Annotated in this window: 15 protein-coding genes; 5 read left to right on the top strand and 10 right to left on the bottom strand. The window is 62.5% G+C overall.

The genetic code is table 11. The features are described 5' to 3' along the window. Nucleotides 1-60 precede the first annotated feature (60 nt). The 7 genes from BLR35_RS14145 to BLR35_RS14120 form a co-directional block, all read right to left on the bottom strand. Complete coding sequence (locus BLR35_RS14145) at nt 61-711, bottom strand: PH domain-containing protein (protein ID WP_090383246.1); 651 nt, start codon at nt 709-711, stop codon at nt 61-63. Next, nucleotides 708-1,490 (bottom strand): hypothetical protein, encoded by a 783-nt coding sequence (locus BLR35_RS14140; protein WP_090383243.1) that lies wholly within the window; start codon nt 1,488-1,490, stop codon nt 708-710. The genes BLR35_RS14145 and BLR35_RS14140 overlap by 4 nt, the downstream gene beginning before the upstream one ends. A 144-nt stretch (nt 1,491-1,634) precedes the next feature. Then, entirely contained in the window at nt 1,635-2,117 is a 483-nt protein-coding gene (locus tag BLR35_RS14135) for a GNAT family N-acetyltransferase (protein WP_090383241.1), read from the bottom strand. Between the two features lie 266 nt (nt 2,118-2,383). Beyond that, nucleotides 2,384-2,554 (bottom strand): hypothetical protein, encoded by a 171-nt coding sequence (locus tag BLR35_RS20740; protein ID WP_015233464.1) that lies wholly within the window; start codon nt 2,552-2,554, stop codon nt 2,384-2,386. A gap of 78 nt (nt 2,555-2,632) precedes the next feature. After that, entirely contained in the window at nt 2,633-2,932 is a 300-nt protein-coding gene (locus tag BLR35_RS14130) for an SUI1 family translation initiation factor (RefSeq protein WP_090383237.1), read from the bottom strand. Nucleotides 2,933-3,033: 101 nt separating this feature from the next. Further along, on the bottom strand, nt 3,034-3,576 hold the full coding sequence (locus BLR35_RS14125; protein ID WP_090383234.1) for a hypothetical protein: 543 nt from the start codon (nt 3,574-3,576) through the stop codon (nt 3,034-3,036). Nucleotides 3,577-3,649: 73 nt separating this feature from the next. Further along, nucleotides 3,650-5,407: an excinuclease ABC subunit C gene (locus BLR35_RS14120; RefSeq protein ID WP_090383230.1), complete on the bottom strand. Its 1,758-nt coding sequence runs from the start codon at nt 5,405-5,407 to the stop codon at nt 3,650-3,652. Between the two features lie 88 nt (nt 5,408-5,495). On the opposite strand from BLR35_RS14120, the gene BLR35_RS14115 reads away from it, so the two are divergent. The 5 genes from BLR35_RS14115 (at nt 5,496) to BLR35_RS14095 (ending at nt 9,549) form a co-directional block, all read left to right on the top strand. Further along, entirely contained in the window at nt 5,496-5,759 is a 264-nt protein-coding gene (locus BLR35_RS14115; RefSeq protein WP_090383226.1) for a DUF7967 family protein, read from the top strand. Nucleotides 5,760-5,846: 87 nt separating this feature from the next. Then, on the top strand, nt 5,847-6,779 hold the full coding sequence (locus tag BLR35_RS14110) for an ABC transporter ATP-binding protein (RefSeq protein ID WP_090383223.1): 933 nt from the start codon (nt 5,847-5,849) through the stop codon (nt 6,777-6,779). Further along, nucleotides 6,776-7,723, top strand: a complete 948-nt coding sequence (locus BLR35_RS14105; RefSeq protein WP_090383220.1) for an ABC transporter permease — start codon at nt 6,776-6,778, stop codon at nt 7,721-7,723. The genes BLR35_RS14110 and BLR35_RS14105 overlap by 4 nt, the downstream gene beginning before the upstream one ends. Before the next feature lie 88 nt (nt 7,724-7,811). Next, entirely contained in the window at nt 7,812-8,474 is a 663-nt protein-coding gene (locus BLR35_RS14100) for a DUF8173 domain-containing protein (protein ID WP_244510254.1), read from the top strand. Nucleotides 8,475-8,547: 73 nt separating this feature from the next. Next, nucleotides 8,548-9,549 carry an ArsA family ATPase gene (locus BLR35_RS14095; protein ID WP_090383217.1) on the top strand — a complete coding sequence of 334 codons (1,002 nt, stop codon included), beginning with the start codon at nt 8,548-8,550 and terminating at the stop codon, nt 9,547-9,549. 74 nt (nt 9,550-9,623) lie between these two features. Here the strand turns inward: BLR35_RS14095 and BLR35_RS14090 are convergent, their stop codons facing one another. From BLR35_RS14090 to BLR35_RS14075, 3 genes are all read right to left on the bottom strand, one after another. After that, nucleotides 9,624-9,932, bottom strand: coding sequence for a glutathione S-transferase N-terminal domain-containing protein (locus BLR35_RS14090; RefSeq protein ID WP_090383214.1), 309 nt, complete (start codon nt 9,930-9,932; stop codon nt 9,624-9,626). Nucleotides 9,933-9,978: 46 nt separating this feature from the next. Then, complete coding sequence (locus BLR35_RS14085; RefSeq protein ID WP_090383212.1) at nt 9,979-10,731, bottom strand: DUF8127 domain-containing protein; 753 nt, start codon at nt 10,729-10,731, stop codon at nt 9,979-9,981. A gap of 637 nt (nt 10,732-11,368) precedes the next feature. Continuing rightward, nucleotides 11,369-11,644 (bottom strand): ribbon-helix-helix domain-containing protein, encoded by a 276-nt coding sequence (locus BLR35_RS14075; RefSeq protein WP_090383210.1) that lies wholly within the window; start codon nt 11,642-11,644, stop codon nt 11,369-11,371.

The following is an 11,644-nucleotide window of genomic DNA, read 5'->3' as shown; positions in this document are numbered from 1 at the left end:
CTTGCTGTTCGTAGACAGTTCATTCCGGCTCGAAGCACAGATCGTTCTCGATTCGCGAACCTACTCTTCAGTTTCGCGCTCGACGAGCAACGTCTGAATTTCTCGTTCGACGACCTTGGGGTCTTTGAGGTGTTCGAACGCCAGGAATCCGAGACTGCGGTTCGTCCCGGCGGTCAGCAGCCGAATCGTTCCGACGTCGAGCCAGGCCTGGTACCGGCTCTGGGTGAACTCGTGGCCCCTGAGCTTGCTTATCGGTATCTTCCGGACCGTTCGCTTGTACGCGAGACTGTAGCGGCGAACGAGCGCGTCCTCTCGGATCTCGTATCTGGTCCGGGCCAGAACGACGAGGCGTATCGCGTACCTGACGACCGTCACCGTGACCAGAACGGCGACCGCGTACAGTACGATTTCGGCGAGCACCGGATCGCCGAACAGGTCGGGTCGGAGCAGGGGGATCGCCATCGCGACCGAACCGCCGACGAGGACGGTCGCGAGCATCACGACCACGGGTCGAAGCATCGGCGTCGTCTCGTACCGCAGATCGCCGGAGAGAACGTCTCGCCCTTCCGACGGATCGTCCTCGAACGCGACGGTGACCGGCTCTTCGGACGATTCGTCTCCGTCCCGTTCGGTACGGTTGTCGCCGCCAGTGGTGGTGTCTTCGACAGCGCCACTGGATTCGTCACCGGTGACCTCGTCCTGTTCGGTCATAGTGCGCCGACCGTCAGGTAGATCGCTCCGAGAACGTACAGTGCCGGTGAGAGGAGGACGAAACCCGTCGCGACGAGTGCTTCGAACCGCGTCGCGTCGTGCGTGGTCCGTGCTCCGACGTACAGCACGTACAGGAAGTACATCATCGAGAGCAACAGCACCGTCAGGATCGCCTGCTCGAGCGTGCTCATGGCGGCAAGCTCCGGCCGGCTCGCCTCGACCGGCGGAACGAGGTCAGTACCGACGAGATCGATGAAAAACTGGATGAACGCGGTCTGAATCCAGAGGAGGAACTCCTCGGCGACGGCCAGTCCGGACTCGGTCGAGACGTAGACGACGGTCGAGAACATCACTGCCAGGTAGATCCCGCTCGAGTAGCTCACGGCCTGTAGCGACCGGATCACGCCTTTCGAACTCCGGGTGAGGACCATCCCGACGTGGAACGTGACGAAGGTGAGGATCGTCGCGAGCAGCAAGAATGCACTGTTCGTGACCAGCGCACTCGAGAACTGCCAGATCGTGCCGGGATCGACGCCGAGCGGAGACAGGGCAGCGGTGACGGCCGCTGGCGTCGTTGCTCCGTCCCGGATGCCGAACCCGGCGAGCGTCAGTGGAAGGGCATACAGCAGCAAGTTCACGAAGTAAAACCCCGTGAGCCAGACGGCGGTGGTGATCGCATCGAGCGTGTTCGCGGCTTCCTGATCGGGGTCGAGTTCTACGAACGAGGAGGGACGGAACAGGACGTTTACCGGCCACAGTATCGTCTGCTTTCCTGTCATGTTCCTCCCTTACAGAGTCATCCATAATATGTTTTCTCATCAATAGTTATGGGGGAGTCCCGGGTACGTGACCGACCACGAGAAGAAGGGCCGGTGGGCCGATTCGTCGGACGCGGTTCCTTGCCGACTGTGGATACGCTTTCGTTACAGTTCCAGCGTGTACACCACTTCCGTCCGCTCCTCGTCACCAATTTCGACGGTGTCCTCGCCGGTCACCTCGAAGCCGTGGTGTTCGTAGAACCCTTTGCCCTCCTCGTTCGAGGCCAGGTCGATCGCGCGCATCCGCTCCATGTTGAAGTCCTGGAGGTCCTCGCGCAGGCGCTCGTAGAGTGCAGTCCCGATCCCCTCGTCTTGATAGTCGGGGTGGACGGACAGCCGTAAAATGTCGCCTTCCTCCTCGGTGACGACGCCGTGGGTGAAGCCGACGACCTCTTTCTCGCGTTCGGCGACCAGAAACGCGGTTCCGGGTTTGGTCATCGCCGTCTCGAGCGCGTCGTCGCCGTACCACTCGTCGATGGTGGCGTCGATGGTCTCGGCCTCGAGTTCGTCGTAGGTGTCGTGCCACGTTTCGCGGGCGACCTCGCGGATCCGGTCGCGGTCGTCGTGGGTGGCTGGACGAATCTCCATGTTCGTCACTACCACATCGACTGGCAAAGTACTGTTACCGGCGCTGTTAGGCTAGCAGCCTTCGAACTTCCGAAACTGCTGGCAGTAGCGCCTGTCCGAAAAGGGGAGGGGCCCCACGACCACGGGGATGCCCCCATATTCCCCGTGGTTCGCCGGCCGGCCGGCAGTTGAATGTTACCACTGAACAATCATCGTTCTTTCTCGTGATCCGGACGACACTCACGACAGATTGAATTCGTATGCAACCGGCCGAACCAGAGAGACGATCAGTCGCCGTGGACTGCGCGAATGCTCTCTCGAGAATAGTAGCTACTCGAGGTTTCCCCGCGAACCTGAATCCAGTTCGGATAGACTTTCACGGCGACGTTGTCCACTTCCTTTCCGTCTTCGAATACGACCGTTGCGGCTGGAAACGCGGCGAGAGGCTCCGCTGGCATGACGTGGACGATTCGCGCAAGAGATATAATCTTGCTGACTACGTCTCTACCCGGTTCGATCGTTCGCGAACGTAACTGCTACTCACGCACCTCGTAGCCACGCTCCCGGAGCAAGTCGGGAACCCGGTCCCGGTGGTCGCCCTGGAGTTCGATTCGGCCGTCGTCGACCGTCCCGCCCGCGCCGACCGACTGCTTGAGTTCCGAAGCGAGAGACTTGATCTCGCTCGTCTCGAGGTCGAACCCCTCGACGATCGTCACCGGCTTATCGTACCGCCTGCTCTCGGTTCGGATCGATAGTACTTGCTGGGAGGCGTCGAGGTCGCCCTGGCTGTCGAGTTCGTCGAGCAAATCGTCGAGTTCGTCGTCGTCGTTGGACACGTGTCGATACAGGTGCTCCAGAGCAATAGCCCTATAGTAACAACTGAAACTGTTTGCACACTGATCGTACCGGTGTCGTGCGATCGGGTGCGCACTGACTTTCAGTGGCTACTATAGTTATCGGTCGGATTTCCGGAGCGTCTCCGGGTGAGTTCGGCGGTGCCGACCGAGAGGACGGAGAGCCAGAGAGCGCAGGCGGCGAGACCGACGATCGTCGCGATAGTTGAGTGGATAGCGAGCGGAGCGAGAACGAGCAGCGGCAAACCGGGCAGGATCATGGCGAACGTCAGTACGTCGCCGAGGACGGCTGGGCCGATGCCGGTGAACGCGACCAGCGCCCAGCCCGCACAGAGCGCGACGAGAGCAAAGAAGACGACGAGGGCGTCGGTATCCGGCTGGAAGATCCGCTGTCGGTACGGTAGCTCTTCCGATGTGACGGATCGATCCCGCCCGACGAATGCGAGGAGGGCTGCGATGGCGGCCGACCCGACGACCGAGCCGGCGAGTCCGAGCAGGATCAGTCCGGCGCTCGACTCGACCGTCGGCGGGAGTTGTGCTGTCGTCAGATTGCGATTCACGAACCAGACTGCCGGAAAGAGGGCCATGAAGAAGGGGACGACCATCGCACGGGCGAACTCGTTCATATTGACGACGCTACACTACGGAACCATATATGTGTTGTTGATCCGACTTTTCGCGTGGCCGGTCGAGGAGATGCTACAGTCGCTCTTTGACCGTCTGTGCAGTCTTCTCTCCCACACCCGAGACGCTCTGGAGGTCGTCGACGCTCGCCTCGCGGACGTTCTCGACGCTGCCGAACCGCCCGAGCAGTCGCTTTCGCGTCTCGGGGCCGATCCCGGGCACGTCGTCGAGTACCGTCTTCACGTCGTCGCGGATCGTCTGGTGATACTGCACTGCAAAGCGGTGAGCCTCGTCGCGTACGCGCTGGAGGAGATGCAGGTGGGGTGCGTCGCTCGGCCAGGCGTACTCTCGATCGGGCGTCACGACGCGCTCTTCGGCCTTCGCGAGCGCGATGGCAGGCACGTCCCAGCCCACTTCGGCCAGCGCGTCGCGGGCCGCCTCGAGTTGCCCTTCCCCACCGTCGATCAACAGCAGATCGGGGTCCGGCCGGTCATCCCGTCCCTCGACGGCACGGCGGGCGCGCCACTCGAGCAGCGTCTTCATGTTCGCGTAGTCGTCGTTCTCGTCGGTGAGTTTCTTCCGGCGATAGTCGGCTTTCTCGGCGCTGCCGTCGACGAACGTGACGTCGCTGCCGACCGCCGACTTCCCCTGGGCGTGGCTCACGTCGAACCCCTCGATGCGCTCGACGCGGCCGGTCTCGAGGTCGAGTGCCTCGGCGAGCATCGCACACTCGTCGCGGCCACCGACGTTGCGCCGGGCGTTTTTGAGCGCGAGTTCGACCAGTTTGGCCTCTCGGCCGGCACCCGGCACGCGAACCGAGACGCCCTCGGCCTCGAGCCAGGCCGTGACCTCCTCGTCGCCGTGGCGTTCGGGGAGCAAGAGTGCGTCCGGGAGTTCCCGTTCGGCGTAGTACTGGACGATGAAGGCCGCGAGAACGGCCGGAACGCCGCCTTCGTCGTCTCCCGCACCGTCGGTCGTCGGCGCCTCGAGTGTGTGTCGCTCCCGATCCACGAGCTTGCCGTCCTCGGCACGCAGACGAGCGACGGTTGCGTCCGTCCCCTCGATGGCGACGCCGAGGACGTCGACTGCTCGTTCGTCGCCGACCGACTGGACGGCCTCGCCGCCCTCGCCGTGGAACGCCTCGACGGTCTCGAGTCGGTCCCGGAGGTTCGCCGCGCGCTCGAAGTTCCGGCCCTGGGCGGCGGCTTCCATCTCCCGGCGTAGCGGGTCCGCGAGGATGCCTGTCTCGCCCTCGAGGAAGCGTTCGACTGCGGTCACGTCCTCGGCGTAGCTCTCGAGATCGATCTCGCGAGTACAGGGTGCGGTACAGAGGCCCATCTCGTAGTCGAGACAGGGCCGGTCGCGGTTGGCGTACTTGTGGTCCGAACAGCCACGGACGCCGTAGCTCTCCCTGAGCGCTTTCACGACGGTCTCCACCTGGCTCTTGGTGGTGTAGGGGCCGAAGACGGTCGCGGACTCGTCGGGGTCGCGAGTGATCTCGATCCTCGGCGCCTCGTGGTCCGTCAACTGGACCATCGGGTACGACTTGTCGTCTTTCAGCCGGACGTTGTACCGGGGCTGGTGGCGCTTGATCAGGTTCGCCTCGAGCAACAGGGCCTGCGTCTCGGTGTCGGTGACGGCGATCTCGAGGCCGTCGGCGCGGTCGACCATCCGGCTAATTCGTGCCGACCGTGGGTCGGCGTACGACCGCACCCGGCTCCGGAGGTCGACCGCCTTCCCGACGTACAGCGTCGTATCGTCCTCCTGGAACTGGTAGACGCCGGGCTCACGCGGCAACTCGCTTGCACGCTCGCGAACCCCTTCGGCGTTCATCGGCGGCCCTAGGGAGGCAACGGGTTTCAGCCTGACTCATCGGAACCGACGCGGTACTTTCTCGGTGCTCGACGCCACAGACCCGTGTATGACCGAGAAGATTCGCTGCTGGCTGGTCGAACGCGACTACGACGACAAGGGGCTGGTCACGCTGGCCTACGCCACCGAAGACGGCGAGTACGTCTATCGCCGAGAACTCGCTGCGTCGGCTGCGACCGGTTCGAAGGTGACCGCGGCGAAGTCGATCGAGGAAAATCAGCTCGAGCGGGTTGACGACGAGGAGACACGCGAGCGATACGTGACGGAGGTCGAACGAACGTCGCAACGATACGATCCGAACGAGCCGATATAGGCCGCTCGTTCCTTCCATCTGCCGATTAGCGTGGATTATCGAGCAGAAGTGACAAACCTTATCGGGGAACGACACGACCACACAGCTATGCCCGCTATTACAGTCGACGGACTGACCAAATCGTACGGTCAGACCCTCGCTCTCCAGGACCTCTCGTTCGAGGTCGAGGACGGTGAGGTGTTCGGCTTCCTCGGCCCCAACGGTGCTGGAAAGTCGACGACGATCAACGTCTTGCTCGACTTCGTCCGCCCGACTGCTGGCCGAGTCGAGGTCCTCGGCCTCGACGCCCAGGGGAACAGCCGCGAGATCCGATCGCGGACCGGCGTCCTCCCCGAGGGCTATCAGGTCTACGAGCGGCTCACCGGCCGCGAACACCTCGAGTTCGCGATCGAATCGAAAGGCGCCGACGCCGACACCGACGCCCTCCTCGAGCGAGTCGGCATCGCCGACGCTGCAGACAAGAAAGCCGGCGGCTACTCGAAGGGGATGGCCCAGCGGCTCATGCTCGCGATGGCGCTGGTCGGCGAACCCGACCTATTGATTCTGGACGAACCCTCGACCGGGCTCGACCCCAACGGTGCCCGCGAGATGCGCGAAATCGTCCGCGCAGAGAACGACCGCGGCGCCACCGTCTTCTTCTCGAGTCACAGCATGGAACAGGTCGAAGCCGTCTGCGACCGCGTCGGTATCCTCCGGAACGGCGAGATGGTCGCCGTCGACTCCGTCGAGGGGCTCCGGGACTCACTCGAGGGCGGGACGACGCTTCGCGTCACCGTCGACCGGATCGACGACGACGCGCTACAGGCCGTCCGGTCGCTCGGGGACGTCGCGAGCGCGACGGTCGAGAACGCCGACGGTGCCGACACCACCCTCGCCATCGCCGTCGACGGCTCGAAGACGGCGGTGCTCGGCGAACTCGAGGACCGCGGCATCGAGGTCCGTGACTTCTCGACGCGGGAGGCGTCGCTCGAGGACGTCTTCCAGTCGTACACGACGGGCTCGGAGGTGGCTCCACGATGAGTTCGGAGACCGACGCGACGCCCTCGAGTTCGATCAACGTCGATAGCATCCGTGCCGTCGCGAAGAAGGACTTCCAGGACTCGATCCGGTCGTGGATGTTCTGGGGACTGAGTCTCTTCTTCTTTACGCTGCTGGTCACCGTAACGGGCGTTATCTCGTACTTCGGTGAAGACCTCGCTGCCCAGGCGGAGCGGACCTCGATACTCGTGTTCTTCGTGAGCGAAATTACTCGTCTGATCATTCCGCTGATCGCGCTGATACTCGGCTGGAAGTCGATCGCCGGCGAGCGCGAGTCCGGCAGCATCAAGGTGTTGCTCTCTTTGCCTCACTCTCGGAAGGACGTGTTGCTCGGGAAACTCCTCGGTCGATCCGCGGTGCTCTCGGTCTCATTGATCGTCGGCTTCGTCCTCGCTGCCGTCGTCGTCGCCGGTATTCTCGGGACGTTCGACGTCGCCGACTACGTCGGTCTGCTCGCGATGTCGATCATCTACGGCATCGCGTACACGAGCATCGCGGTCTCCCTGTCGTCGGTCACTCGTTCGACGACCGTCGCCGGTGGAGCGATGGTCGGTGTATTCGTCATGTTTTACGTCGTCTGGAACACGCTCTCGACCGTCTTCAACGAACTCGCACAGCGGGAGTTCCTCTTCTTCGATACCGTCTCCTACACGGCCGAAATTCAGGGTCAAGAGATCCAGGCCGAACGCTTGCCCGACTGGACGTATCTCATCCTCAACCTGGATCCCGGTGAGGCCTACGGTCGCGTCCTGACGCTCGCGACTGACGTCGAATTGATCGAACTGCAGGTCGATCTCACCGAACAGATGTTCGGCGGCGAGCTACCGATCTTCCTGCAGGACTGGTTCTCGTTCCTGATCCTGCTGTTCTGGATCGTCGTCCCGGTCGCGATCGCACTCTACCGGTTCGACCGCGTCGACCTGTAGGAGCTTTCTGCATTCTCTGTTTTCGTCCTGTATGACCGCAATCGAACGTCTTGGAAAGATTTAATGATCGTTCAGTCAACGTCGGACTATGTTCGGCCCTCTCCGTCACGCGCTCGTCTCGGTGCTTGTCCTGTTGACGCTGATTCCCACGACTGTCCTCGCACAGGCCGAGCCCGAACCAGTGTCGCCCGAAGCGGGACTCGCTGCCCTCGCCGTTCTCGCGGTCGTCATGTACGTGGTTTACGTCGCGTTCAGTATCGCGTTCGGGCTCATCGTACTGGTCGTCTCGGAAGTGATTCGTTCCGGGTCGTACGTCCGTGCGATCGAACAGCGAAGCTTCGATCGACCGATTCGATCGGTGGCGCTCGGGTTCGGATCGATCGTTATCGGGTTCGTCGGCATCTTCTTCCTGATGTTCGTAGTCCTCATACTCGTCGAACTGGGTGTGCCGGAGCCGATCGTATTGCTTCTCATGATTGCCTTCTTCGCCGGAGTGTTGTTCCTCTACGTCGGCTCGACGATCGGAACGATCGTCGTCGGCTCGTACCTGCTCCGGAAAATCAGGGGCGGCGAGGCGAACCTCTGGTTGGCGCTCGTGGTCGGCGCGCTCGTCGTCAACATTCCACTGGTCAACTTCGTACTCGGTTTCCTCGTCCTCTTTCTCGGCATCGGTGCGATGGTCGACCACTGGTCGAGTACCAATCGCGGTGACTCGTCCGGTCCACGCTCCCAGCAACCGATCGAAGGGTAACGGTACGGACGACGTAACACTCACTGCAACCGGACCGGACGTTTAGGGCGCTCTCGGTCGTACTCGAGTCCGAATGACCACCTGTCTCTTCTACGGCGGGAAAGGCGGCGTCGGGAAGACGACCTGTGCGGCCGCGACCGCTCTCTCACTGGCCGACGCCGGCCACGAGACACTGGTCGTCTCGACCGACCCCGCACACTCCCTTTCCGACTCGCTCGAGATCGATCTCGGTCCGGAACCGGCCGAAATCGGCGACGAGTCGTTCGAAGCCATCGATCCAGAGCCGGATGCGACGACCTGGGCGGGCGAACTCTGGGCGGCCGAGATCGATCCCGACACTCGAGCGAAGCGATACGAGAAACTGGCGACAGCGCTGGCCTCGGACCTCCGTGGCGCCGGCATTCGCCTCACCGACGAGGAGGTCGAGCGGATCTTCGCCGCGGGGACGCCGGCTGGTGGCGACGAACTCGCCGCACTGGACCTGCTCGTCGAGTACGTCGAGACCGACCGCTGGGACGTCGTCGTCTTCGACACCGCACCGACGGGCCACACACTGCGGCTGTTCGACACGCCCGAGGTGATGGGGCTCGCACTCGAGACGACCCGCTCGCTGCGTGGTCAGGTTCGCCGGATCGGAACCGCCGCACGAACCGCCGTCCTCGGTCCGATGTCCGCGATGGCAACCGAGGGCGACGACGAGGACGACCTCGCGGCGTTCCAGGCCCGACTCGAGCGCGCCCGCGACCTGATCACCGACCCCGAACGGACCGAGTTCCGCGTCGTCACAGTCCCCGAGGGGATGGCCATCGCCGAGACCGAGCGACTCGTCGCTCAGCTCCGCGAGGACGAGGTCCCCATCGAGCGACTCGTCGTCAACCGGGTGCTCGAGGACCCGACCGACGGCTGCAGTCGGTGCGAGTCGCGCCGGCAGCGCCACGAGGAACGCGTTGCCGAGATCCGGGAGACGTTTCCGGACCTCGAGGTCGTCACGTTGCCCGAACTCGAGGGGGAAGTGCAGGGGCTCGAGGCGGTGTGGTCGATCGCAGAGCAGTTGCCCGCCGAACGCCGTCTATAGTAGCCACTGACAGTCAGTGCGCACCCGATCGTACGATAGCGGTGCGATCGGTGTGCAAACAGTTTCAGTTGTTACTATAACAGCCGCGTTAGCAGTCGTCCGACCAGTCCCGACGGCGGCGGCTCCTGACCGTCGCCGTACTCCTCGTAGAGGTACGCGACGATGTCGTCACTCTCCGGCATTCCCTCCACGTCGTTCGTGTGATCGACGAGTACCGGCACGCCGTACTGTCCGCTCGTCTCGTAGACGGCGGTCCGGTCGTTCCGGGCTCGAGGGACGGAGCGGGACTCGTACTCGAGTCCGAGGTCCTCGAGTGCCCGCCGAACTTTCATGCAGTACGGACAGCCCGCGAGTTCGTAGAGGACGAGGTCGGGATCGGCCATACGGGAGACACGGGGGCGCGCAGGAAAAATATTCCCGGCCGACGGCTCAGTCCCGTTTCACGCGATCGACGTACGTTATCCGCCCGGAGAGGTGATAGAAGAGCAATAATCCGACGACTGGTCCGCCGAACCATGCGAGACTCCGTACTGCCTCGTCTCGCTGTGATGGCTGGGTCGTCCCTGATTGATACACGCGATAGTAGCCGTCGTCGGTTGCGATCGGCGTCTCCGGTACGTCGACTTCACCGCGGGTTTCCGCTTTACCGGTCTCGAGCGTTTCACGGACGACCTCGGAGAGCGTACTGCGCTCGGCATCGATCGAGACCGACTCGAGAACGTCGTCTGGATCGGCCGGCTTGAGGTCGACGTGCACCTGGTTCATGTCGTCCGGAGGGTCTTCTTCGACCGTATACGTCGTTTCATACACTCCGCCGTCGACGCGAGCGTATCGATACTCTTCGTATGAGAATCCATGAGTTGCTGTTCCTGATGTTCTGATACCGGTCGGTACGGTTTCGTTGTCGGTGAGCTGTGCCTCGAAGGCACAGGTCCGTGTCTCGTACAGTATGCTGCCCGAACAGGCGATGTCCTCGCTGATCGGGACGGAACCGTACGATGGATCGCCCTCGAACTCGACGGTCTCGTCGTCGACGATAACTTCCGCTTGCTCGTAGGTCGCGACTGGCTCGCCGAAACCAAAGACGCCGAACCAGAACGGAGCGGTAACGAGTACGATCGCCAGAGCGGCGATGAACAGATCGCGCTGGAGTGGCGAGAACGAATCCGACAGGGAGGGCATAGTCCCGGATTCGAATAGGTTCGAATAAAAACTTGTTCTCTTTACACGTCTGCTCCAGTGCTCCGCTGTTCGACCCTACTCGAGGTCGATCCCGTACTCCGCCAGCAACTCCCGGAACTCGTCTTCGTCGACGATCGCACTTCGTCTGTCCGTCGTCGCATTACTCTGTGACTTTGAGGACGGGCACTCTCAACGGTCAATCGAGCAGTACGTCGACCGGTTCGGCAGTTGTAAGGAGAACCGACTCCACAACGACATCGCCATCGACGCCCAATTACGCGCGAAGAGTGGCCGGCAGATAGCGAGCGAAGAGTAATTGACGGATTGTCTCTCCTTTCGCCTTCACGGAGTAGTCGTCGGCTATCAGTCGTCGCCTGGCTTGTACGCACCGCTACGGCGCTCGATAGTGTAGATGTCGAGAATTTTCTGCTCATGATCGCACGAAGCACCGAGCCGGAACTGTCCGATACGAAGCTTTGAATGTGGAACGCCGGTCAGTGGCTCGAGATAGTCGTCCGGATCACGCCGTTGGTCGGTGACGATTTCGTCTAACTTGTCCGCGATACGGTCTTTAGCGTGATCTTCGAGGTCGTCGTACGTCCGCTTTGCAGGTGCTCGGAACTGCCAGGTTCACTCCTCACTCATCGTCGCCGAGAATCTCGTCGCGCGTGAACGTCTCGCTCTCGCCGGTCCGCCGTGCGTGTTCTACGGCTGCGATCTCTTTCCAGCTTTCACGCGTTAGCTCCGGATGACGAACGGCGTCCCGGAGTGCGTCGCGGATGAACTCGCTGCGACTGTTGTACCCCTCTTCTTTCCACGTTGCGTCGATGTCCTCGAGGAAGGTTTCCGTGAGTCTGATGTTGATATTCGTCTTTTCGGGATCTGACCCGCTGTTCGTATCCGCGTTCGACAT

This window comes from Natronobacterium texcoconense, from assembly GCF_900104065.1.
GTDB classification, from domain to species: Archaea; Halobacteriota; Halobacteria; order Halobacteriales; family Natrialbaceae; genus Natronobacterium; species Natronobacterium texcoconense.
This window is presented reverse-complemented; position numbering and strand designations above follow the sequence as displayed.